This is a genomic window from Luteimonas changyuni (genome assembly GCF_039548395.1).
Taxonomy (GTDB): domain Bacteria; phylum Pseudomonadota; class Gammaproteobacteria; order Xanthomonadales; family Xanthomonadaceae; genus Luteimonas.
The window spans coordinates 1-22,242 of the sequence record NZ_JBCLUZ010000014.1; the positions used below are offsets into that span (position 1 = coordinate 1).

Annotated in this window: 17 protein-coding genes; 7 read left to right on the forward strand and 10 right to left on the reverse strand. The window is 67.8% G+C overall.

What is annotated here, in order from left to right; all coding sequences use genetic code 11:
• Positions 1 to 95: 95 nt before the first annotated feature.
• The 3 genes from WCD84_RS07400 to mtgA are packed head-to-tail and all read right to left on the reverse strand — an operon-like array spanning position 96 to position 2,296.
• A complete protein-coding gene (locus WCD84_RS07400) occupies positions 96 to 527 on the reverse strand; it encodes a CBS domain-containing protein (RefSeq protein ID WP_343255846.1) in 432 nt (143 codons plus the stop codon).
• Positions 487 to 1,518 carry a glycosyltransferase family 2 protein gene (locus WCD84_RS07405; protein ID WP_343277607.1) on the reverse strand — a complete coding sequence of 344 codons (1,032 nt, stop codon included), beginning with the start codon at positions 1,516 to 1,518 and terminating at the stop codon, positions 487 to 489. Before WCD84_RS07405 ends, WCD84_RS07400 begins: the two co-directional genes overlap by 41 nt.
• Before the next feature lie 25 nt (positions 1,519 to 1,543).
• The gene (gene mtgA, locus WCD84_RS07410) at positions 1,544 to 2,296 is read right to left on the reverse strand and encodes a monofunctional biosynthetic peptidoglycan transglycosylase (RefSeq protein WP_449280081.1); all 753 of its coding nucleotides are present in this window, start codon (positions 2,294 to 2,296) and stop codon (positions 1,544 to 1,546) included.
• Positions 2,297 to 2,381: 85 nt separating this feature from the next.
• Between mtgA and hslO the strand changes: the two genes are divergently transcribed.
• From hslO to WCD84_RS07430, 4 genes are all read left to right on the forward strand, one after another.
• Positions 2,382 to 3,290: an Hsp33 family molecular chaperone HslO gene (gene hslO, locus WCD84_RS07415; protein ID WP_343280932.1), complete on the forward strand. Its 909-nt coding sequence runs from the start codon at positions 2,382 to 2,384 to the stop codon at positions 3,288 to 3,290.
• 96 nt (positions 3,291 to 3,386) lie between these two features.
• Entirely contained in the window at positions 3,387 to 4,241 is an 855-nt protein-coding gene (locus tag WCD84_RS07420) for an XOO1806 family protein (protein WP_343280933.1), read from the forward strand.
• Between the two features lie 171 nt (positions 4,242 to 4,412).
• Positions 4,413 to 7,316, forward strand: coding sequence for a TonB-dependent receptor domain-containing protein (locus tag WCD84_RS07425; protein ID WP_343280934.1), 2,904 nt, complete (start codon positions 4,413 to 4,415; stop codon positions 7,314 to 7,316).
• A 92-nt stretch (positions 7,317 to 7,408) separates the two neighbouring features.
• Positions 7,409 to 8,995: a tetratricopeptide repeat-containing sulfotransferase family protein gene (locus WCD84_RS07430; protein WP_343280935.1), complete on the forward strand. Its 1,587-nt coding sequence runs from the start codon at positions 7,409 to 7,411 to the stop codon at positions 8,993 to 8,995.
• 57 nt (positions 8,996 to 9,052) lie between these two features.
• Here WCD84_RS07430 and WCD84_RS07435 read toward each other — a convergent pair whose 3' ends face one another.
• Positions 9,053 to 10,873, reverse strand: a complete 1,821-nt coding sequence (locus WCD84_RS07435) for a phosphoenolpyruvate carboxykinase (GTP) (protein ID WP_343280936.1) — start codon at positions 10,871 to 10,873, stop codon at positions 9,053 to 9,055.
• A gap of 127 nt (positions 10,874 to 11,000) precedes the next feature.
• Positions 11,001 to 11,582, reverse strand: a complete 582-nt coding sequence (locus WCD84_RS07440) for a TetR/AcrR family transcriptional regulator (RefSeq protein WP_343277599.1) — start codon at positions 11,580 to 11,582, stop codon at positions 11,001 to 11,003.
• A 181-nt stretch (positions 11,583 to 11,763) separates the two neighbouring features.
• Between WCD84_RS07440 and WCD84_RS07445 the strand changes: the two genes are divergently transcribed.
• Entirely contained in the window at positions 11,764 to 14,238 is a 2,475-nt protein-coding gene (locus WCD84_RS07445) for an acyl-CoA dehydrogenase (protein WP_343280937.1), read from the forward strand.
• A 56-nt stretch (positions 14,239 to 14,294) separates the two neighbouring features.
• Positions 14,295 to 14,771, forward strand: a complete 477-nt coding sequence (locus WCD84_RS07450) for a hotdog fold domain-containing protein (RefSeq protein WP_343255836.1) — start codon at positions 14,295 to 14,297, stop codon at positions 14,769 to 14,771.
• A 133-nt stretch (positions 14,772 to 14,904) separates the two neighbouring features.
• Here the strand turns inward: WCD84_RS07450 and WCD84_RS07455 are convergent, their stop codons facing one another.
• The 3 genes from WCD84_RS07455 to WCD84_RS07465 form a co-directional block, all read right to left on the reverse strand.
• Positions 14,905 to 16,275: an NTP/NDP exchange transporter gene (locus tag WCD84_RS07455; RefSeq protein WP_343255835.1), complete on the reverse strand. Its 1,371-nt coding sequence runs from the start codon at positions 16,273 to 16,275 to the stop codon at positions 14,905 to 14,907.
• Between the two features lie 96 nt (positions 16,276 to 16,371).
• Positions 16,372 to 18,258 (reverse strand): M48 family metallopeptidase, encoded by a 1,887-nt coding sequence (locus tag WCD84_RS07460; RefSeq protein ID WP_343280938.1) that lies wholly within the window; start codon positions 18,256 to 18,258, stop codon positions 16,372 to 16,374.
• Positions 18,259 to 18,264: 6 nt separating this feature from the next.
• On the reverse strand, positions 18,265 to 18,867 hold the full coding sequence (locus WCD84_RS07465) for a LemA family protein (protein WP_343280939.1): 603 nt from the start codon (positions 18,865 to 18,867) through the stop codon (positions 18,265 to 18,267).
• An 83-nt stretch (positions 18,868 to 18,950) separates the two neighbouring features.
• On the opposite strand from WCD84_RS07465, the gene WCD84_RS07470 reads away from it, so the two are divergent.
• Positions 18,951 to 20,378, forward strand: coding sequence for a serine hydrolase domain-containing protein (locus WCD84_RS07470; protein WP_449280082.1), 1,428 nt, complete (start codon positions 18,951 to 18,953; stop codon positions 20,376 to 20,378).
• A 77-nt stretch (positions 20,379 to 20,455) separates the two neighbouring features.
• Here WCD84_RS07470 and WCD84_RS07475 read toward each other — a convergent pair whose 3' ends face one another.
• Complete coding sequence (locus WCD84_RS07475; protein WP_343280941.1) at positions 20,456 to 21,052, reverse strand: hypothetical protein; 597 nt, start codon at positions 21,050 to 21,052, stop codon at positions 20,456 to 20,458.
• Positions 21,053 to 21,796: 744 nt separating this feature from the next.
• Positions 21,797 to 22,189 carry a glycine cleavage system protein GcvH gene (gene gcvH, locus WCD84_RS07480; protein ID WP_343255830.1) on the reverse strand — a complete coding sequence of 131 codons (393 nt, stop codon included), beginning with the start codon at positions 22,187 to 22,189 and terminating at the stop codon, positions 21,797 to 21,799.
• Positions 22,190 to 22,242 lie beyond the last annotated feature (53 nt).

Below are 22,242 nucleotides of genomic sequence, written 5' to 3' on the forward strand. Positions count from 1 at the left end.
CAATGGCCATGGCCACGGCAAGGCCATCGCGGCTATAGCCGCTCCCACAAATGCCGGTGCCGCAGGGTGGTGCCGCTGCCCGCCCCGGTCACCCGTCAGGAGGTGATGTAGCGCTGCAGGTGATCGAGTTCGAGCTGCTGCTCCTCGATCACCGCCTTGACCAGGTCGCCGATCGAGACCAGGCCCACCACCTTGCCGTCCACCACCACCGGCAGGTGGCGGATGCGGCGCTCGGTCACCAGCTGCATGCACGCCGGCGCGACGTCGTCGAGGCCGACCGTCACCGCATCGGCGGTCATGATGTCGCGCACCGCCGTGTCTTTCGACGAACGCCCGTCGAGCACGATCTTCCGCGCGTAGTCGCGCTCGGAAACGATGCCTGCGAGCCGCCCTCCCGCATCCAGCACCACCAGTGCGCCGATGCCTTTCTCGGCCATCAGCCGGATGGCGTCGATCACCGCCGCGTCCGGGCTTATCGCATGGACCTCAGGACCCTTGGATTCCAGCAGCTGCCTTACCGTGCGCATCGCGACCTCGCTCGTCGATCGTGGGGGGCACGCCCGAGCATACCCCTTCGGCCTGCGACCAGGTGTCGACCAGGTAAAGCGGCCGCTGCTTCGATTCCTCGTAAAGCCGGCCGAGGTATTCACCGATCAGGCCCAGCGCCATCAGCTGCACGCCGCCAAGGAACAGGATCACCGCCATCATCGTCGGCCAACCCGCCACCGCGTCGCCCCAGACCAGGGCCTTGGCGATGATCCACAGGCCATAGCCGAACGCCAGCAGCGCCGTGGCGATGCCCAGGTAGGTGGCCAGCCGCAGCGGCGCGGTGGAAAAGCTGGTGATGCCCTCGAGCGCGAAGTTCCACAGTCGCCACGCGTTGAACTTGCTGCGGCCGGCCAGCCGCGGCTCGCGCCGGTAGGGCACGCTGACGCGGTTGAAGCCGATCCAGCCGAACAGGCCCTTCATGAACCGGTGGCGCTCGCGCAGTTCGCGCAGCGCGGCCAGCGCACGCGGAGAAAGCAGGCGGAAGTCTCCGGTGTCGGCCGGCACCGGGGTTTTCGACAGGCGCTGCATCACGCGATAGAACAGGTGCGCCGAGGCGCGCTTGAACCAGCCATCGCCTTCGCGCGCAAGCCGCGTGCCGTGCACGTCATCGAAGCCTTCGCGCCAGCGAGCGACCAGCTCGGGAATGAGCTCAGGTGGATCCTGCCCGTCCGCGTCCAGGATCACGGCCGCCCCCGACACCACGCGATCCAAGCCGGCCGTCAGCGCCGCCTCCTTGCCGAAGTTCCGCGACAGCCGCAGCAGCGACACCCGCGCGTCGGCGGCGGCGAGATCCCGCATCACCGCCCAGGTCGCGTCGGTGCTGCCGTCGTCGACGTAAAGCACCCCGCCGTCCACGCCGTCGTCGGCCGCAAGCCGCGCCAGCACGGCCGCCAGGCGGCGATGCAGTTCCGGCAGCGCCGCCGCCTCGTTGAAGGCGGCCACCACCACGGTCAGTCGGTCACGGCTCATGCCGACATCCTAGCGTGCGCCCGCGTCACTCCAGCGCCTCAAGCCATGCCTCGCCACCGAGGTTGCGCATGTTGCGTTCGATCCACTGCGCGCGGCGCTGCACATAGGGCCCGGGGCGATGCGCGCTGTAGCGTCGCGGGCTCGGCAGCACTGCCGCCAGGCGTGCGCTCTCGCTGTCCGTCAGGCTGCCGGCGTCCTTGCCCCAATAGCTGCGCGCCGCGGCCTGCGCGCCGTAGATGCCGTCGCCGAACTCGGCCACGTTGACGTACACCTCGAGGATCCGCTGCTTCGGCCACAGCGCTTCGATCAAGAGCGTGTACCAGGCCTCGGCGCCCTTGCGCACCCAGCTGCGCCCGCTCCACAGGAACAGGTTCTTGGCCAGCTGCTGGCTGATCGTGCTCGCGCCCCGGGTCCGTCCACCGCGGGCGTTGTGCGCACGCGCGCGCTCGATGGCCTCGAGGTCGAAGCCGCGATGGCGGGCGAAGTTCTGGTCTTCGGCCGCGACCGCCGCCAGCGGCAGCGACGGCGCGATCCGGTCGAGGTCGCGCCAGTCGTAGGCGATCCGGAAACCGGCATCCCCCGCGCGCAGCGCCTCGGCCTGGCGGATGGCCATGAACGTCGAAAACGGCGGATCGATGAAGCGCAGCGCGAGCACCTGCACGACGCTCACCAGCGCCAGCAGCAACGGCAGCTTCCACAGCCAGTGCCAGCGGCTGCGCCGGCGGCCGCGCCCCGGCGCGGACGACAGCCCGTCATCCTTGTTCCTTCCCGGCACCATCCCCATCTCCACGATTCGCCCGCACGGGTCGATGCGACGATTATCCAGCCGCACGGCCCCACCACAACGCGCAACGGACCCCTGCATGACCAACGCCACCATCGCCCCCGACGCCCACGACCACCTGACCCGCTTCCTGCTGCCCCGCGCCGGCGTTCGTGGAGTGCACGTGCACCTTGGCGAAACCTGGCGCCGGATCGCATCCAGCGACAGCTACCCGCCGGTAGCGCGTACGCTGCTTGGCGAGGCCGCAGTGGCATCGGCGCTGTTCACCGGCCACGTCAAGGTCGACGGCCGACTGTCGGTGCAGCTGCGTGGCGAGGGCGCGCTGCGCACCCTGTTCGCCGAATGCACCGCTGCCGGCACCCTGCGCGGCATCGCGCGCATGGCCGACGATGCCGGCGACATCAGCGGCATCGATGGCCTTGGCGCGGGTGCCCTGCTTGCGATCACCATCGAGAATCCCGGCATCGGCAGCCGCGACGCCGCGCGCTACCAGGGCCTGGTGCCGCTGGACGCCGCCGATCTGTCGCGGGCCTTCGAGGGCTATTTCATCCAGTCGGAGCAGCTGCCGACCCGGATCCTCCTCGCTGCCGGCGAGGACGCCGCCACCGGACTGATACTGCAGAAGCTCCCCGCCGACGAAGGCGACGATGACGGCTGGGACCGCGCCAGCGCGCTGTTTTCCACCCTGGGCGCGGACGAGCTCCTCGCGACCCCGGGGGCGGAGCTGCTGCACCGCCTGTTCCATGAGGAGTCGCCGCAGATGGTCGGCGGCCGGCGGCTGGCGTTCGCCTGTTCCTGTTCGCGCGAGCGGGTCGAGGCGATGATGGTCTCGCTGGGCCGGGACGAAGCCGAGGCCGCGCTGATCGACGGCACGGCCCAGGTCCGCTGCGAGTTCTGCGGCCAGGCCTACGAATTCGACGCAGATGCCCTGCACGCCCTCTTCACGGCCAAGCTGAGCCCAATGGCTGCCCCGCCTGGACTGCAGTGACGCGGAGGGATTGTTAAGAAAACATGAATCGACTAGAGTCGGAGCCATCATCGAGGCGGAACTTCCGCCATCTGTCAGGGGTCTATCCGGCACGCCATGAAGACGCGCCTTGCACAGCTGTCGCTCTCCCTTGTCCTCGCCCTCGGCGTGGCGGCGGGCGCGCATGGGCAGACGCTGCAGGGCAAGCGCGGGCAGGCCGTGCTGCCGGTATGGAACCAGTCCAGCGGCAAGATCGAAGCCCTGCTCCTGCTTGAACCCGCCGGGGCGAATTCCACGGCGGGCTTCGGCGACAGCGCGCTTGATGCGGCCTTCGGGCTGGATGCCGGCAATTCCCTGGGCGTGTTCTGCGACCGCAAGACCGGCCTGGCCAGCGCGCTGGGCAACCTTGCCGACAACTGCATGCTCGCCAGCTTCGAAGACAACTCCCGCGCGCATGCCAGCGGCACCGCGGCCTTCAAGGCCGGCTCCAACACGCGTCTGGGCCTGAGCGCCGGCAGCGGTCACGGCACCCTTCCTCCGTGGCTTGCCACCGGCAACCGCGGCGCCACCGCCACGGTCGACGTCAACGATCTGACCGTCTTCGCGCAGCACAATATCGGCCGCGAAGGCGTGGTCGCCATCGCCGGCACCATGGCGAAAGCCACGCTGATGACCCCGGCCGAAGCCACCCATCTCGGGATCGGCGACGCTTGGACCTCGCGCAGCCTGACGATTGGCGGCGGCTACGGCCGCTTCGGCGCCAGCATCGTCGGCCACGTCGTGGAAACCCCGGGCCAGCCCCGCTGGGAAGGTGTCGGCCTCGGGCTCACCTGGCGGACGCCATGGAGCGGCCAGCTCACCGTGGGCGCCGACAATCTCGTCACCAAGGGCCGGAATCCGTTCTCGCCGAACCTCAATGGTCGTGACGACGACGGCACCGTGCCCTATATCAGGTACGAGCAGGACCTCTAAGTCCTTGATTTTGCGCGCGCTTCCTTAGCGGAGCCGGCAATTATTAACAACACTTTAATTTTTGCTCAGGCAGAGCTACTATCGGCAGCGGCCTTGCCGGGCTTGGTGTCTGCTTTGACTCCACCGGTGGGGTTCCCATGGGATTTACCCAAGACTCACTCGGAGAGAGAGATGACCCTTAAGACCACCAAGCTCCGCGACGCGATCACCTTCGCGCTCGTTGCAGGTGCCACCACGCTCGTGGGCACTGGTGCAGCATTTGCACAGGAAGCCAGCTCCACGAACCAGGCGACCACCCTGGACCGGATTGAAGTCACCGGTTCGCGCATCCGCCAGGTTGACGTCGAAACCGCCCAGCCGGTCATGACCATCAGCCGCGACGATATCCAGGCCGGCGGCTTCAACACCGTTGCCGACATCCTGTCGAACATCCCGTCCGCGGGCGCTCCGACGTTCAGCCGCACCTCGCCGCTGACCGCCAACCAGGAAGCCGGCGGCCAGTACATCGACCTGCGCAACCTTGGTGCACAGCGCACCCTGGTCCTGCTCAACGGCAAGCGCCTGGGCATCAGCCCGGACGGCTTCCAGGACGTGTCGACCATCCCGACCGTCATGGTCGAGCGCATTGACGTCCTGAAGGACGGCGCCTCGTCCATCTACGGCTCCGACGCCATGGCCGGCGTGATCAACATCATCACCCGCAAGAACTTCGAAGGCGCGGAAGCCAACGCCTACTTCGGCCAGTACGGCGAAGGCGACGGCACCAAGCAGACCTACGACTTCGTGGTCGGCATGACCAGCGACCGCGGTTCGGTCACCATCGCTGCCGAGTCCCACGACGAAGAAGGCGTCTGGGCGCGCAACCGCTGGTTCTCGAAGGACAGCTACCCCGGCTATCCGCAGTACAGCACCACCGCAGTCGGCCAGTGGGGCAATTGGCGCCTCCCGGGCTCAGCCCCCAGCGACCCGTGGTTCGTAGCGGATCGCGGGAGTGACGCCCTGGGTACCGACGGCTGGCACACGCAGACAGGTGCCGACACCAGCATCCCGTCCGACCAGATGCATGTGATGACGCCGCTCAAGCGTCGTTCGCTGTTCGTCAACGCCAACTACGACCTGACCGACAATATCCGCTTTGTCACCGACCTCGGTTACACCAAGCGCGAGTCGTTCCGCCAGATCGCAGGTTATCCGACCCAGTCCGGGGCGGCGGCTGTCAGGGCCCCGATGGCCGCGGACAGCTACTTCAATCCGACTGGAGGGGTATCTGCGGTCGACTGGCGTCGTCGCGGCTGGGAAGTGCCACGCACCACCGACACCGACCAGACCACGTGGCGCTTGACCGCCGCTCTGGAAGGCTCGTTCGAAGTCGGTGAGCGTTACTTCGATTGGGATGTCGGCTACATGTTCAACGAGAACGACACCCTCATCACCAACAACGGCAACTTCTTCATCCCCAACGTCCGCAGGTCGGTGGGCTCCTCGTTCATGAACGACCAGGGCCAGCTTGTCTGCGGTACCCAGGGCACTGGCCCCAACGGCAGCGACCAGGTGATTGCCGGCTGCGTGCCGTGGAACCCCTTCGCGGGCTTCGGCACCGGCGCGGTGGCAAATTCGCTGGCCGATCCGGCGGTGCAGGCCTACCTGTTCAAGGAAGAGCATGCCACTGGCAAGACCGAGACCAACAACTACTTTGCCAACCTGGCGGGTTCGCTGTTCACGCTGCCGGCCGGCGACCTGGGCTTCGCTGTGGGCTACGAGTACCGCAAGGAAGAAGGCGGTTTCAGCCCGGATGCCATCGCGCAGTCGGGTGACTCCACCAACCTGGCGTCCGGCCCGACCTATGGCCAGTATTCGGTGGACGAGGTCTACGCCGAGCTCAGCATCCCGATCCTCGCAGATATGGCGTTCGCGAAGGAGCTGAGCCTCAGCGTTGCCAGCCGTTACTCGGACTTCGACACCTTCGGTGACACGACGAACAACAAGTTCGGCGTGAAGTGGCGTCCGATGGACGACCTGCTGGTGCGCGGCACCTGGGCCGAGGGCTTCCGTGCCCCGACCATTGGTGATCTGTACGGCGGTACCTCTGAGACCTTCACCACCGGTTTCCGCGACCCCTGTGACAGCGTCTATGGTGTCGCCGCCGGTTCGGCCCGTTGCCTGCAGGACGTCCCCGCGGACTACCGCCAGCTGAAGCAGGGCTTCGAACCCACCGACGCAGCTGGCGCCCAGAGCCCGGTGCCGTTCACCGCAGGCTCCAACCCGCTCCTCGAGCCGGAGTACTCCACCTCGAAGACCATCGGCCTCGTCTACAGCCCCAGCCAGATGCAGGGCCTGAGCGTGGCGCTGGACTGGTGGAACATCAGGATCGAGAACACGGTGGTGTCGGACAGCCCGAACGACATCATGAGCGACTGCTACGTCGGCCTGATCGAAAGCCGCTGCGGCCTGTTCTCGCGTGACGCGAGCCTCGGCAACATCGTCAGCCAGCTGCGATATGGCATGCGCAACGCCGGCTGGGCCGAAACCGAGGGCTTCGACCTTGACGTGAACTACAGTATGGATACGGACGTTGGCCGCTTCGGCGCCCGCTGGGCCACGACCTATGTCAGCAGCTACGACGTCAAGTCCACCGACGATCCGGAAGCCGTCCCGGGTCCGGCCAACGGCTTCAGCGGTAACTTCCGCGTACGTTCCAACCTCAACCTGAGCTGGGCCCTCAACGACTTTGCAGTCACCTGGGGCATGCGCTACACCTCGGGTGCCAAGGAAGGCTGCATGGGCTTCGAGGACGCGGACGGGAATCTGGAGCACTGCTCGCTGCCGAACTACCAGGCACCGGACACGCTTGGCAGGATCGTGCCGCAGAACGAAGTCGGTTCGACCACGTTCAATGACCTGCAGGTCAGCTGGAACGCGCCGTGGAACGCCCGCATCGCAGTGGGCGCCAACAACGTGCTCGACAAGGATCCGCCGCTGTACTACAACTCCAACGGCCGGGCCTCGGGCTTCTCGTTCTACGGTGGCCACGACATCGGTCGCTTCATCTACATGCGCTACCAGCAGAAGTTCTGATCCTCTGAACATCCGCTACGCTTGACGCTACAGCCCCGAAAGGGGCTGTAGTTTTTTACGCCTTCGCAAAACCACGAGGTTCACGACCATCCATGGACACCGGCGTCCCCAAGCAACAGATGATTGCCGCCCTGAACCGCCGGCACTGGGGCGAAGCGCATTCGCATGCCGCGCGCCTGATCGACCTTGGCGCAGCCGATCCGGAAATCCATTTCATCGCCGGCGTGGCCCTGCTGGAACAGCATGGCGCCATCGGCGCGCAGGCCTACTTCAGGCAGGCCATCACCCTCGACCCGAGTCGCGCCGACTTCCACCTGTACCTGGCAAGGGCCTGCGCCTCGTCGCAGGACTACGATGCCGCCCTGGACGCAGCCGGCCGCGCCGAACGCCTCCTGGACCCGGAGCATGCGGTCGGCTTCGACACCCTCGGGGTCGTCCTTGCCCAGTGCAACGCGCATGAACGCGCGGCAGCGGCCTTCCGACAGGCGGTCCGCCTGGATCCCGACGATGCGGCCTTCCGCTTCAACCTCGGCACCGCCCTGACCTTTCTGGGCGACATCGACGGTGCCGAGCGTGAACTCGAGGCCAGCGTCGAATTGAACCCGCACCACTGGCGGGCACACCACTCCCTGTCGCAGCTGCGCAGGCAGACCACGGATTCCAATCACATCGAACGCCTGTCCGCGCTGGCCAGGGCCGCCACGGGCAAGGTCACCGCAACCACGTTCCTGAACATGGCGCTGGCCAAGGAGCTGGACGACATCGGCAACCACGATGGTGCCTTCGACCACTGCGTCATCGGCAAGGGCGCACCCGGGCACCTGCTGCAATATTCCAGGGCAAAGGATGCGGCGCTGTTCGATGCCCTGGCCTCGGGCTTCCCGGCCCCCTGCCCCGATCCGCCGATCCGCGGCAGCGATGCCGGTGATCCGATCTTCATCGTCGGCATGCCGCGCACCGGAACCACCCTCGTGGATCGCATCGCGTCCAGCCATCCCCAGGTCCAGTCCGCCGGCGAGCTGCACAACTTCCCCTCCGCCTGGAAGCGTGCGATGGGCGGCCCGGGCTTCGAGATGTTCAACCCGGCGCATATCGCCAGCGTGGCGACGGCAAGCCTGGACTGGCGCAGGCTCGGCGACGACTACATTGCCGGCACCCGCGCCTTCACCGGTTCAGTGCCCCACTTCACCGACAAGCTGCCGCACAATTTCCTGTACCTCGGATACATCGCCTGCGCGCTGCCCGAGGCCAGGCTGATCTGCGTCCGCAGGCACCCGCTCGACACCTGCCTCGGCAACTTCAGGCAGCTGTTCGCGCCGGAGTCGCCCTATTTCGACTATTCCTACGACCTGCTCGACATCGGCCACTACTACATCTTGTTCGACCGGCTGATGGCGCACTGGAAGGCGGCCTTCCCCGGACGGATCCTCGAGGTCCAGTACGAATCACTGGTGTTGGAGCAGGAGCGCAACAGCCGCGCGATCATCTCCCACTGCGGACTTGAATGGGACGACGCGTGCCTGGCGTTCGAAAAGAACGCCACGCCCGTCTCCACGGCAAGCGCGGTGCAGGTACGTGAACCGATGTACACCACGGCGCTGGGCCGGTGGAAACGCTACGAAGGCCGGCTCGGACCGCTCAGGACGATGCTGGAGGACGCGGGAATCGACTGCGCCTGACCTCCCACCGGGCGCCAGGCCCGTCGGCAGCCACACTGCCCAGGGGCCCGGACGGCATCAGCTCCCGGTCGCGACGCCTTCCAGCGGCCCCAGGCTCGCGCGCAGCGGTGAATCGCCGGGCACGCCAAGTTCGTCAAGGTAGGACGCCACGCTGGCGGCCTCGGCCTTCCAGCCGGCCTCATCCACACGCAACAGTTCGGCCATCGCGTCCGCAGGCACGTCGGCGCCATCAAGATCGAGCGCGCCCTCTGCCGGAACATGGCCGATCACCGCGGCATCGGCCTTCGCGCCGCCGTCGACGCGGCCGATGATCCATTCCAGCACGCGCATGTTGTCGCCGAAACCCGGCCACATGAAGCGGCCGTCGGCATCCTTGCGGAACCAGTTGACGTGGAAGACCTTCGGCAGCTTCGCGCCCGGCCTGTCGAACGACAGCCAGTGGGCGAAATAGTCGGCGAAGCCGTAGCCGCAGAACGGCTTCATCGCCATCGGGTCGCGGCGCATCACGCCAACCGCGCCGGTGGCCGCTGCCGTGGTTTCCGACGCCATCGCCGCGCCCACGAGCACGCCGTGCGCCCAGTCGCGCGCCTCGAATACCAGCGGCACCAGGCTCGAGCGGCGGCCGCCGAAGACGATCGCGCTGATCGGCACGCCCTGCGGATCCTCGGCATGCGGGGAAAACGTCGGGCACTGCTTCGCGCTGACGGTGAAGCGTGAGTTCGGATGAGCCGCCGGGCCATTGCCGGGGTCATGGGCACGCCCCTGCCAGTCCTTCTCGGGTACGCGCTTGTCGAGCCCTTCCCACCACGGCTGGCCGTCATCGGTGACCGCGACGTTGGTGAAGATGGTGTCGCGCTGGATCGAGGCCAGGGCGTTGGGATTTGATTTTTCAGACGTGCCGGGAGCCACGCCGAAGAAGCCGGCCTCGGGGTTGATCGCCCACAGCCGGCCGTCCTCGCCGGGATGCATCCAGCAGATGTCATCGCCAACCGTCCACACCTTCCAGCCCTTCTCGCGATATGACTGCGGCGGGATCAGCATGGCCAGGTTGGTCTTGCCGCAGGCACTCGGGAAGGCCGCGGCGACGTAGTGGACTTCGCCCTGCGGGTTCTCGATGCCGACGATGAGCATGTGCTCGGCCAGCCAGCCTTCGTTGCGGGCCTGGTGCGACGCGATGCGCAGGGCGTGGCACTTCTTGCCCAGCAGGGCATTGCCGCCGTAGCCGGAGCCGTAGGATTTGATCGCCAGCTCTTCGGGGAAGTGCATGATGTAGCGGCGATCGGGGTCGAGCTCGCCGGTCGAATGCAGGCCGCGGACATAGGTATCCGGCTCGCCGCGGGCGGCATGCTCCAGGCCTTCGCGTTCGATCCGCGCCAGTGCGTCCGCGCCCATGCGCGTCATCACCCGCATGTTGGCGACGACGTAGGGCGAGTCGGTGATCTCGACGCCGCAGCGCGCAAGCGGCGAGTCGATCGGCCCCATGCAATACGGCAGAACGTACAGCGTGCGGCCTTCCATGCAACCGTCGAACAGGGCATCGACCTTTGCGTGTGCCTCGGCCGGGGCCATCCAATGGTTGTTGGGGCCGGCATCCTCGCGCCGCTGGTGGCAGACGAAGGTCAGGTGTTCGACCCGGGCGACGTCATCGGGACTGGAGCGGTGCAGGACGCAGCCGGGATGGGTGTCCTGGTTGAGCGGCAGCAGGGTGCCGTCGGCCATCATGGCCTGCTGCAGCGCAGCCGCTTCGGCATCGCTGCCATCGCACCAGACGATGCGGTCGGGTCGGGTCAGCGACGCGACTTCGTCGACCCACTTTTGCAGCGACGGAAGGCGCGTGCCGGGCGTCGCGTTCGCGCCCTGCTGGGGAACTGCATTCATGTCTCGCGCCTCCGAAGTGCGCTTTTTTCAGGCTGGAAACGCAATTCTATCCAGCGCGGCCGGCGCCGCTGTGCTGCACCGCATCAAGAACGGGCCTGTCGCGCACCCGCCCGGGATGCCGCGTCGCTCAGTGCGGGACGAGCGTATCCATCAGGTGCTCGACGTATTCGTCGAACTCCTCCTGCGGCATTCGCGCCTGGTGCAGCTGCAGGTTGAGCTGCAGGAAGCCGACGTAGGCAGCGTAGGTCAGACGGGCGCGATGCCGGGCATCGGTGCGGCCCAGCCCGGCCTGGCGGAAGGACGCGGTGAGATAGTCGAGGCGACGCTGCGAGACGCGGTCGATAACCGGCTGCACGGCCGGGTGGTCCGGCGCCTTGAGCAGGGCGCTATACACCACATGCGACTTGAACTCGCGCGCGACCATCTGGAACAGCGCGCGCAGGCGCTCGCGCGGGTCTGACACCGCCTCCAGCTTGCCGAAGACGTCGTGCTCCTCATGGGCCTCCCAGCGTTCGAGCGCCGCCTGCAGCAGTGCGTCGCGCGAGGGGAAATGCCAGTAGAAGCTGCCCTTGGTGACGCCCAGCCGGCGCGCCAGCGGCTCCACCGCCACGGCGGCCACGCCCTGTTCGGCGATCAGGTCAAGCGCGGCCTCGGCCCAGTCGTCGGCGCTGAGCCGGCTGCGTTCGCTCTTCGCGGCGGTTTTCTTCATGCCCGGAGTGTATCCATACGCCCGCGTGCGGGACAGTATCGGCGTGTCTCGCGGCGTTGACAGCCCTCGCTGCAAAATCCATACTGACCCGTATGGCCAGTGAGGGAACCCATGCCTCGCACCGGGTGCACACTGGCTCCCACCAGCCGAAGGCGAGCGCAACGCTCGCGGAGACCGTGCCATGAGTATCGTCGTCCCCTTCCTCGTCCTGCTGCTGGTCGGCGCGTTCGCCGCCTATCACCGGATGCGCCTGGCCACCTGGGCGGCCATCACCGCCGCCGGCCTCGCCGCCTGCTGGCTGCTGGGCGCGAACATCACCGCCACCGTGGTCGCGACCGCCATCGTCGCGCTGGTGGCGATGCCGCTGCTGCTGCCGGTGATCCGCAAGCCGCTGATCACCGCGCCACTGCTGAAGTTCTACCGGAAGATCCTGCCGCCGCTGTCGCAGACCGAGCGCATCGCGCTGGAGGCCGGCTCGGTCGGCTTCGAGGGCGAGCTGTTCTCGGGCGCGCCGGACTGGAACGTGCTGATGTCGCAGCCGAAGCCCCAACTCACCGCGGAGGAGCTGGCCTTCCTCGACGGTCCGGTCGAAGAGCTCTGCCGCATGACCGACGACTGGGACATCACCCACGTCCGCGCCGACCTGCCGCCGGAGCTGTGGCAGTTCATGAAGGACCAGCGCTTCTTCGGGATGATCATCCCCAAGGAATACGGCGGCCTCGGCTTCAGCGCGCTGGCGCACCACAAGGTGATCCAGAAGCTGGCCACGATCTCCAGCGTGGTCAGCTCCACGGTGGGCGTGCCCAATTCGCTGGGCCCCGGTGAGCTGCTGATGCACTACGGCACCCCTGCGCAGAAGGACCACTACCTGCCGCGCCTGGCCGACGGCCGCGAGGTGCCCTGCTTCGCCCTGACCGGTCCCTTTGCCGGTTCCGACGCGACCTCGATCCCCGACTTCGGCATCGTCTGCAAGGGCGAGTGGGACGGCGCCCAGGTGCTGGGCGTGAAGCTGACCTTCGACAAGCGCTACATCACGCTGGCGCCGGTGGCGTCGCTGATCGGCCTGGCGTTCCGCATGTACGACCCGGACGGCCTGCTCGGCGACGTCCGCGACATCGGCATCACCCTGGCGCTGGTGCCGCGCGAGGTCGAGGGCATGGACGTCGGCCGCCGCCACTTCCCGCTCAACTCGCCGTTCCAGAACGGCCCGGTCCGCGGCCACGAGGTGTTCGTGCCGCTGAGCCAGATCATCGGCGAGGAGAACGGCTTCGGCGAGGGCTGGCGGATGCTCAGCGAGTGCCTGTCGATCGGGCGTTCGATCACCCTGCCTTCCACAGCCAGCGGCGGCGCCAAGTCCGGCGCCATCACCACCGGTGCGTACGCGCGCATCCGCAAGCAGTTCGGCCTGTCGATCGGCCGCTTCGAAGGCGTTGAAGAAGCCCTGGCGCGCATCGGCGGCAAGGCCTACGCGATCAGTGCGCTGTCGCAGGCGACAGCGGCCGCGGTCGACCGCGGCGACGTGCCGGCGGTGCCCTCGGCGATCGCCAAGTACCACTGCACCGAGATGGGCCGTGAAGTCGCCAGGGACGTCATGGACGTGATCGGCGGCAAGGGCATCATCCTCGGGCCGCGCAACTTCGCCGGTCGCTCGTGGCAGGCCGCGCCGATCGCGATCACGGTCGAGGGCGCCAACATCATGACCCGCAGCCTGCTGATCTTCGGCCAGGGCGCGATCCTCTGCCATCCCTGGGTGATGAAGGAGATGAAGGCGGCTCAGGATCCCGACGAGCGCGCCGGCCTGGAAGCCTTCGACACCGCCCTGTTCGGCCACATCCGCTATGCGATTTCCAACGCCGTGCGTTCGATCTGGTTCGCGGTCACCGGCTCGCGCTTCGGCAAGGCGCCGGGCGACGACTACACGAAGCGCTACTTCCGCCGCCTCAACCGCCATTCCGCCAACCTGGCGCTGATGGCCGACGTGTCGATGCTGATGCTGGGCGGCAAGCTGAAGTTCAAGGAGTCGCTGTCGGGCCGCCTGGGCGACGTGCTCAGCCACCTGTACATGACCAGCGCCATCCTCAAGCGCTACGACGATGAGGGCGCGCCCGTGGCCGACCGGCCGCTGCTGGCATGGGCCTACCACGACAGCATCCACCAGATCGAAACCGCGCTTTCCGCGGCCCTGCGCAACTTCCCGATCCGCCCGGTGGGCTGGCTGATGTGGCTGCTGATCTTCCCGCTCGGCCGCCGTGCGGAGGCTCCTGGCGATCGCCTCGGCCACCGCGTCGCCGCGCTGCTGATGACGCCCAACGAAGCCCGCGACCGCCTGGCGCAGGGCGTGTTCACCACGCCGGGCGCGAACAACCCGGCGGGCCGGATCAACAGCTACCTGGCCGCGGCCGTTGCCGCCGAGCCGGTGGAGCGCAAGTTCCTCAAGGCGCTGAAGAACAAGGGCATCGAGGCTCTGGACTTCGCCAACCAGCTTGACGAGGGCGTTCGCGAAGGCTGGATCACCGCCGAGGAGCGCACGCAGCTGGAAGAGCTGCGCGTGATGACGCTCGACGCGATCACGGTCGACGACTTCGACACCGAAGCGCTGCGCTCGGCGGGCTACCGCGACCTGCATCGCCCGGACGGGACGCGCGAAGCGGCCTGAGCCGCGCCATGCCAGGGGGCGCCTGATGGCGCCCCCGCCTTTACCGGGAGATCCGCATGGGCGCGACCATCCTCGATATCCACCGGCGCATGATCCGCTGGCCCTGCGGTCGCTGGCTGTTCTCGAAGCTCGTCTGCCTGAAGGCCCCGTATTTCGCCAGCATCTCCCCGCGCATCGAGCGGCTGGAGCCGGGATGCTGCGAGGCCAGCCTGCGCCACCGCCGCCGCGTCACCAACCACATCGGCAGCGTGCATGCCATCGCGCTGTGCAACCTGGCCGAGCTTGCAGGGGGACTGGCGATCGACGCCAGCCTGCCGCCGTCCATGCGCTGGATCCCGAAGGGCATGGAGGTCGAATACCTGAAGAAGGCCACCGGGACGATGCGCGCCGTGGCGACGCCGGCCGCGGCGGCCGTCGAATCGGCCACCGGTTACGCCCTGCCCGTCGGCGTGGCGGTCAACGACGCCAGCGGCGAAACCGTGTTCCGCGCGCGCATCTCGATGTGGGTTTCGCCGAAGCCTTCGCGGCCGTGAGCACGCAGACGCGGCTCCTGCCGTGCGCCATCCCCAGCCTCGGCTTCGCGGTGTTCCACCTGGCGTTCTGGACCCTGCTCAAATGGCCACGGCCTCCAAGGCGCCAGCGTCGGCGCGCTCGGCTTCGGCCAGCTCACGTCGGCTTGCGATGTCCATCCACGGCGCCCACAGCGGGGTCCTGGGGCAGCACCCGCTCCGCACGCACCACGCGCCACGCGCCGTAGGCCATTCCCAGCGCGACGCCCAGGCCGGCGAGGAACACCATGCCCGAGCCAAGCACCGCCAGCGCCTTGTGCATCCACACGAAGGTGAGGTCGCCGCCGCGATAGACGGCGGTGTCGATCACCGCCTTGGCCTTGTAGCGTTCTTCGCGCTCGACTCGGGTGTACAGGGTCTCGCGCGCCGGCTTGGCCAGCGAGAACTCGCTGGCGCGGGTCACGATCTGCACGAGCGCCACCAGCATCGGCAGCGGCGAGGCCGACAGCGCCGCGAAGCCGAGCACGATCGCAAGCGCGGGCAGCAGCAACAGCGGCGCGATGCCGTAGCGCTGCAGCAGGAAGCGCGTCAGCAGCAGCTGGATGGCGATGGTCAGGCCGTTGATCGCCCAGTCGAGCATGGAGTAGAACGCGGCACGCTCTTCGGCGGTATCGAAGGCCGCGCGCACGATCGCCGCCTGTTCGTTGTAAAGCAGCGTGCCGACGCCGACGCCGAAGAACATCAGCACCGCCAGCGCGCGCAGCAGCGGCCGCTGCCAGACCAGCCTCAGGCCGGCCAGGATCGAGCCGCCCATCGCGCGGCCGTCGATACCGCCGCCGTGGCTGCGCTCGCGCGCCAGCGCCCATGGACGCAGCTTGATGATGCACAGCAGGCACACGGCCAGGAAGCCGGCCGACACCAGCAGCAGGTTGGCGACCCCCACCGGACCGACCAGGAAGCGGGTGATGGCCGGACCGACCAGCGCGCCGATGGTGCCGCCGGCGCCGATGTATCCGTAGAACTGCTTGGCGTTGGCGTTGTCGAACACGTCCGCCATGAAGCTCCAGAACACGGTGACGGCGAACAGGTTGAACACCGCCACCCAGACGAAGAACACCGCCCCGCGCCCCGGGATACCGCTGTCGAACGCCCACCAGAACGCCAGCAGGCAGGCGATGAACACCAGGTACACCGCGGGCAGGAAGACCCTGCGCGGGAAGCGCGACACCAGCGCGCCGTAGAGCGGCTGCAGCAGCACCATGGCGATGAAGGTGGCGGTGAACAGCAGCTGCAGGGTGAACTCGCCGACCTCGATGCCGAAGCGCTCGCCGTAGGCGATCAGTCCGCGCGGGAACACCGCGGCGGCGTCCGACGATGCCCCCATCGCATCGCGCACCGGACGCAGCACGTAGTAGCCGCACAGCAGGCTGAAGAAATACAGCATCGCCCACCACAGCGGCGGCGAGGCGACGAGCGCGGCCCGGAAGCGTCCCAGGGGCCTGACGGCGCCTGTCTGACCGTTGATCATCGAACCGTCCCTGCAGTCGCCGCCACCGTGGCGGCACGTTATCCGATCGGCGGTGGCTGCCGCCACCCTGGCGCGCGCGGGCACGCCGCCCGTGCTTCAGGCGACGGCTTCCAGTCCCGGCGGAAGGGGACAGTGCAGCACGCCGCAGATCGTGCGCAGCAGCTCGGATTCGGCGACCGAGATGCGCCCGTCATGGCTGGCCGCCGCGGTCACCGCTTCGACCATCACCTGCTTGGCCAGCGGCTCCAGCGCATCGAGCACGGGCCATACCTCGTCGAGCGCGAGCACGCCGGCCGCCGGTGGCGCGTAGGCCACGTGGTCGCGCGGCAACACGCGCTGCAGGCCTGCGAGATAGGCGCGCTGCGCGGCCGCGGGGTCGCCGGGACTGCCGGCCTGCGCGACCACCGCGAGCAGGGTCGCGAACTCCTGGCGCACGCTGCCCGGCTTGCGGCGGCCGAAGCGCGCGTGGCGCCGCGGATCCAGCGACTCCCGCAGCTGCACTTCGAGCAGGCGTGCCATGCAGTACTCGAACAGCGACACCCGTCCGTCGCAGTGGACGACCGCGTGCACGGTATCGAGGAAGGCCTCGAGCTCGGGTCGCGGCCGTCTCCGCAGCACCGGGAAGGCGATCGCGGCCAGCGGCAGGCGCTGCATCGGGTGCAGGGCGACCAGCTCGCCCCCGTGCAGTGCCAACGCGCCCTGGGCCACCGCATCGCCCAGGCGCGCGGCGATCTCGGCGCGCTGGTGCCCGCGGATGGTGGCGTCGCCATCAAGCAGCAGGGCGAGCACCAGCGGCAGCACCGCCTCGCGCGAGCGCGCGAGCGTGCGCAGGGCTTCGGGCATGGCGTGGGCGATGGCGTCGGCGCGGTGGTAGTCGTCGGCGGCGGGGCTGCCGACCTGGGCGGACACCATGGGCGGGGTGACGTCGAACTGGCCATCGCGTGCCGGCAGCACGCCGGCATGCACGTCCAGGCCCATCATCCGGTCTTCCTGCAGGCCGGACGGCGGTGCCAGCGCCCACTGGCTGCGCATGCGCTCGAGCTGCTCGCTGCGGAAGCCCGGCTCCAGCGCCTGGATACGCTCGAGGATCGGCGGGTGGGTTGCGAACAGTCCGCTGAAACCGACGCCATCGCCGAACAGCATGTGGCTCGCCTCCTCGGCATCGGCCTTGTCGCTCAGGCGTGCGCCGTCGGGCAGGCCGGCGATTTTCTTCAGCGCGCCGGCCAGGCCCGCGGTCTGGCGCGTGAACTGCACCGCCGAGGCATCGGCCAGGCGTTCGCGCGAGCGGCTGACGCTGGCCTTGATCATCCGCGCGAAGAACATTCCGATGCTGCCGACCGCAAGCGCCACCAGCGCGGCCACCATCACCGCCGCGGCGTTGCGGCTGCGGCCACCGCCCAGGTACAGCACCTTGCGCCCGATCAGGCTGATCATGAGGATGCCGAACAGCACGCCCATCAGGCGGATGTTGAGGCGCATGTCGCCGTTGAGGACGTGGCTGAATTCGTGGGCGATGACGCCCTGCAGTTCGTCGCGGTTGAGGCGCTCCAGCGCGCCGCGCGTCACTGCGACCGCCGCGTCGCTGGTCGAATAGCCGGCGGCGAAGGCGTTGATGGCGGCTTCGTTCTCGAGCACATAGAGGCCGGGCACCGGCACGCCGGACGCGATTGAGATCTCCTCGACCACGTTGCGCAGCCGCCGCAGCGACGGATCGGTCGAGTCCTGCGGAACCGGCGTGCCGCCCAGCTGCAGCGCCACGACGTCACCACCGCCGCGCAGCGACGCCAGCCGGTACATCGAGCCCAGCCCGATCACCGCCAGCGTGGCGAGGGTGGTGAACGCGAGCACGCCCAAGTCGGGACCCACCACGAACGCAACCGCGAGGTCGATCGCCAGCACGATGCCGAGCACCGCCATCGCGAACAGGACGAACAGGCGCGTGCTGCTGCGGCGGGCCTGCGCCTGCTGCTCGAAAAAGTTCATCGAGCGCTAGAACTGGACCTTCGGCGCCTCGCGGACCTCGGCCTTGTCGGCCGGGATCTCCAGCAGCGCCGCGGCATCGAAATTGAACATGCCGGCGAGGATGTTGGACGGGAACACTTCGCGCTTGATGTTGTAGGCCATCACCGAGTCGTTGTAGGCCTGGCGGGCGAAGGCGACGCGGTTCTCGGTGGAGGTGAGCTCCTCGGTGAGCTGCATCATGTTCTGGTTGGCCTTGAGGTCCGGATAGGCCTCGGCGACCATCATCAGGCGCCCCAGCGCGCCGTTGAGCAGGCCCTGCGACTGGCCGAGCTCGGCCATCGCCGCGGCATCGCCCGGGTTGGCCTTGGCGGCCGACAGGCCCGACATCGCGGCGCTGCGCGCGGCGATGACCGCCTCCAGCGTTTCGCGCTCGTGCGTGAGGTAGCCCTTCGCGGTCTCGACCAGGTTCGGGATCAGGTCGAAGCGCCGCTGCAGCTGCACGTCGATCTGGGCGAAGGCGTTCTTGAATGCGTTGCGGGCGGTGACGAGGCCGTTGTAGATGCCGACGCCCCACATCAACGCGACCACGACCACGGCGGCAATTACGAGCAGGATCAGCAGGCTGGACATCAAAGCTCCCCTTGTTCATGCAAATGCGGAACCGGGGGCATATGATCACCCCGCAGTCGCAGCATACGCAGGGAAAACGCCCGATGAAAGACGCAGCGCGAACGCCTCGCCGCCTTCTCCTGGCTGCCGGCCTGTTTGCATGCCTGACCCCGATGGCGGTCGGGACCGCGGCGCAGGCGGAGCTCCAGTGGCAACCGCCGGCCGATACGCAGGCCGCGCCAACCACGTCTTCAACGCCGGTGACCGGCGGCACGTCGCCGCTGTTGCCGCCCGGCTCCACATCCATGCCGCTGGCCAGCGGCTTCGACGCCGCACGCTTCGAGGCGATGGCGCAGGCGGTGGTCGCCAACCAGCGCGTGCCCGGCCTGGCAATGGCCATCGTCCACAAGGGCGAGGTCATCAGTGCTCGCGGCTATGGCATCACCGACGTCAGCGCCGCCGAGCCGGTTGACGCGCACACCGTCTTCCGCCTGGCCTCGCTGTCCAAGCCCTTCGCCGGCACGGTGACCGGACTGCTGGTTGCCGAAGGTTCGCTGCGCTGGGACAGCAACGTCGCCGACTTCATGCCGGCGCTGCGTTTCTCACGGCCCGACGCCGCCGGCAAGCTGACCGTCGCCGACGTGCTCAGCCACCGCGTGGGGCTGGGCCGCAACACCTACGATCGCGACATCGAGCGCAACGCGGACTATCGCAACCTGGTGCAGCGTTTGGCCGACGCACCGATGACCTGCGGCGTGGGCGAGTGCTACAGCTACCAGAACGTCGCTTTCAGCCTGGTCGGCGACGTGGTGTTCGCCGCTACCGGCCAGTTCTTCAGCGAGGCCGTGACCGGCCGCATCTTCAAGCCGCTGGGCATGGACGACGCGAGCTACGGACTCGAAGGCATCCGGGCCAGTCCGCGCTGGGCAAAGCCGCACGTGCGCGCCGGCGGCGGCTGGCGTTCGCTCACGCCCAAGCCGACCTACTACCGGATCGCACCGGCAGCGGGCGTCAACGCCAGCATCAGCGACATGGCGCAATGGCTGATCGCACAGTCCGGGCGGCGTCCCGACGTGCTCCCGCCACCGCTGCTGGCCACCCTGCAACAACCGCTGGTGTCGACGCCGCGCGAGATGCGCAGTTCTGGCTGGCGGCGCGAACGCCTCAATGACGCCGGCTATGCGCTCGGCTGGCGCGTTTACGACTATGCCGGGCACCGCGTCGTCTTCCACGCCGGCGCAGTCCAGGGCTATCGCGGCCTGATGGCGCTGATGCCCGATCGCGACCTCGGCGTGGTGGTCCTCTGGAACGGCGAGAGCAGCCTGCCGACGGGCCTGCTGCCGACCATCCTCGACAGCGCGATCGGCCTGAGTCCGCAGCGCTGGCTGGACGTCGACCTCCAGGAAGTGGACGAATTGCAGCTGGCCGATGCCGCGGCACACGAGCGCGCCACGCTCAGTGCGGGCCGTGCGTCGGTGTCGGATTCCCGGGGCAGCGGCGGCTCCGCCAGGTCCGCCGCAAAACCTCACTGACCTTGCACACATGAAAAAACCCCTTCCCCGCCTGGGCTGCGGGGAAAGGGGTCATGTAGACGGCAATCGGGGGCTGGTCAGATCAGCGGTACGGGCGCCGTGGGGATCGAGACGGCCGGTGCCTTCGCCTTGCGCGGCGCACGCTTCGCCGCCGTCTTGGCGGTCTTCTTGGTCGCAGCCTTGCGGACGGTCTTCTTCGCCGCCTTCTTTGCAGGAGTCTTCTTGGCAGCGGCCTTCTTCGCAGCGGTCTTCTTCACCGCCTTCCCGGTCGCCTTCTTCGCAGTCTTCCTCGTGGCCTTCTTGGCCGCCTTCTTGGCCGGGCTCTTCCTGGCAACCTTCTTCGCTGCCTTCTTGGCCGTCTTCTTCGCGGTCTTCTTGGCCGTCTTGCGGGTGGCCTTCTTCACCGCCTTCTTGGTGGCCTTCTTCGCGGTCTTCCTGGTGGCCTTCTTGGCGGCCTTCTTCGTCGCCTTCTTCGCGGTCTTGCGGGTGGCCTTCTTCGCCACGGCCTTCTTCACGGCCTTCTTGGCGACCTTCTTCTTGGCGACCTTCTTGGCGACCTTCTTGGCGGCCTTCTTTGCGACCTTGCGCGGTGCCGCCTTGCGCACTGCCTTCTTGGCGGTCTTCTTCGCCGCCTTCTTGGCGACCTTCTTCTTTGCGACTTTCTTAGTGGCCATGTGATGGCTCTCCTCGTCAGTGGAACTTGCAGGTACTACTGCCCAGTACGAAACACACCGCGGGTATCGGACCCACGGCCAACCGACGACGCGCAGGGCGCGTCGTTCCGGATCCGGTGTTGCCTGGCACGAAAAAACCCGCTGCGCATCGCGCTGCGGGTTGCATGCATGCATGGGTCTGGAGTTTTCGCGAGGAAGACAACGCCCAAGTCCACCATTACGACCATCCAGGCGGAGGACCGAGTTGTGTCACGCGTTGTTGTCCGGGTCGCACTCACTCTCTTCTGTGACCATCGTGTTGTTGTGCCGAAACCTAATCACGCTTTTTTTTCCTGTCAACACCCGTCGTCGCGTGCGGGCCGGCAAGCAGGCGCCCGGCTCGCCACCGTTGGCGCTGCAAGCCACCCATGCAGACGCGGCAAGTTCGCGACCAGCATTTCACAGGCTTCGAGAGGCACGCGCGAAAGCACTTGTTTTAAGCGGTATCGGAAGGACGCCCGCGGATTGTCGACGCACGCGGCGAAACACGCGACATGCATCGACACGATGCCGGCAACCGCTTCGTCGGTGTGCAGGCCTTGTGTACGCGCACGACGCGAAGACGCCGTTGGTGGCGCGGCAGTGACCGTTTTGCGCGGAAGTGCGCGAGCCCCCGGCGACCATTTCAAGCGTCCGCAAACAGGAACGCCGGGCATTGCCCGGCGTTCCATAAGACGATGCCGCGCATCGCGCGCGATGCATGCGTCAGTCGTCGCCCTCGATCAGGGCGGCGTAATCGTCCGGTGCAAGCAGCTCGTCCACCTGGTCCGGTTCGCTCGCCTCGATCACGAACAGCCAGCCTTCGCCGAAGGCGTCTTCATTGATCGTCTCCGGCGTGTCGGCCAGCGCCGAGTTGACCTCGACGATCGTGCCGGACACCGGTGCGTAGATGTCGGACGCCGCCTTGACCGACTCCAGGACGGCGCAGCCGACGCCTGCCTGGACGCTGTCACCAACGCCGGGCAGGTCGACGTAGACCAGGTCGCCCAACAGGCCCTGGGCATGGTCGGAGATGCCGACGGTGACCTTGCCGTCACCTTCGACGCGGGCCCACTCGTGGGACTTCATGAATTTCAGATCGCCGGGGATATCGCTCATTGCTGGTACTCCGGAAACAGCGTGGCTGGGGTGGGTGGCTAGTGTAGCGAAGC

Bases quoted from the DNA above. Each gene is read 5' to 3' on its own strand.
- WCD84_RS07400 (WP_343255846.1), bottom strand. From the start codon at position 527: ATGCGCACGGTAAGGCAGCTGCTGGAATCCAAGGGTCCTGAGGTCCAT.
- WCD84_RS07405 (WP_343277607.1), bottom strand. From the start codon at position 1,518: ATGAGCCGTGACCGACTGACCGTGGTGGTGGCCGCCTTCAACGAGGCG.
- mtgA (WP_449280081.1), bottom strand. From the start codon at position 2,296: ATGGTGCCGGGAAGGAACAAGGATGACGGGCTGTCGTCCGCGCCGGGG.
- hslO (WP_343280932.1), top strand. From the start codon at position 2,382: ATGACCAACGCCACCATCGCCCCCGACGCCCACGACCACCTGACCCGC.
- WCD84_RS07420 (WP_343280933.1), top strand. From the start codon at position 3,387: ATGAAGACGCGCCTTGCACAGCTGTCGCTCTCCCTTGTCCTCGCCCTC.
- WCD84_RS07425 (WP_343280934.1), top strand. From the start codon at position 4,413: ATGACCCTTAAGACCACCAAGCTCCGCGACGCGATCACCTTCGCGCTC.
- WCD84_RS07430 (WP_343280935.1), top strand. From the start codon at position 7,409: ATGGACACCGGCGTCCCCAAGCAACAGATGATTGCCGCCCTGAACCGC.
- WCD84_RS07435 (WP_343280936.1), bottom strand. From the start codon at position 10,873: ATGAATGCAGTTCCCCAGCAGGGCGCGAACGCGACGCCCGGCACGCGC.
- WCD84_RS07440 (WP_343277599.1), bottom strand. From the start codon at position 11,582: ATGAAGAAAACCGCCGCGAAGAGCGAACGCAGCCGGCTCAGCGCCGAC.
- WCD84_RS07445 (WP_343280937.1), top strand. From the start codon at position 11,764: ATGAGTATCGTCGTCCCCTTCCTCGTCCTGCTGCTGGTCGGCGCGTTC.
- WCD84_RS07450 (WP_343255836.1), top strand. From the start codon at position 14,295: ATGGGCGCGACCATCCTCGATATCCACCGGCGCATGATCCGCTGGCCC.
- WCD84_RS07455 (WP_343255835.1), bottom strand. From the start codon at position 16,275: ATGATCAACGGTCAGACAGGCGCCGTCAGGCCCCTGGGACGCTTCCGG.
- WCD84_RS07460 (WP_343280938.1), bottom strand. From the start codon at position 18,258: ATGAACTTTTTCGAGCAGCAGGCGCAGGCCCGCCGCAGCAGCACGCGC.
- WCD84_RS07465 (WP_343280939.1), bottom strand. From the start codon at position 18,867: ATGTCCAGCCTGCTGATCCTGCTCGTAATTGCCGCCGTGGTCGTGGTC.
- WCD84_RS07470 (WP_449280082.1), top strand. From the start codon at position 18,951: ATGAAAGACGCAGCGCGAACGCCTCGCCGCCTTCTCCTGGCTGCCGGC.
- WCD84_RS07475 (WP_343280941.1), bottom strand. From the start codon at position 21,052: ATGGCCACTAAGAAAGTCGCAAAGAAGAAGGTCGCCAAGAAGGCGGCG.
- gcvH (WP_343255830.1), bottom strand. From the start codon at position 22,189: ATGAGCGATATCCCCGGCGATCTGAAATTCATGAAGTCCCACGAGTGG.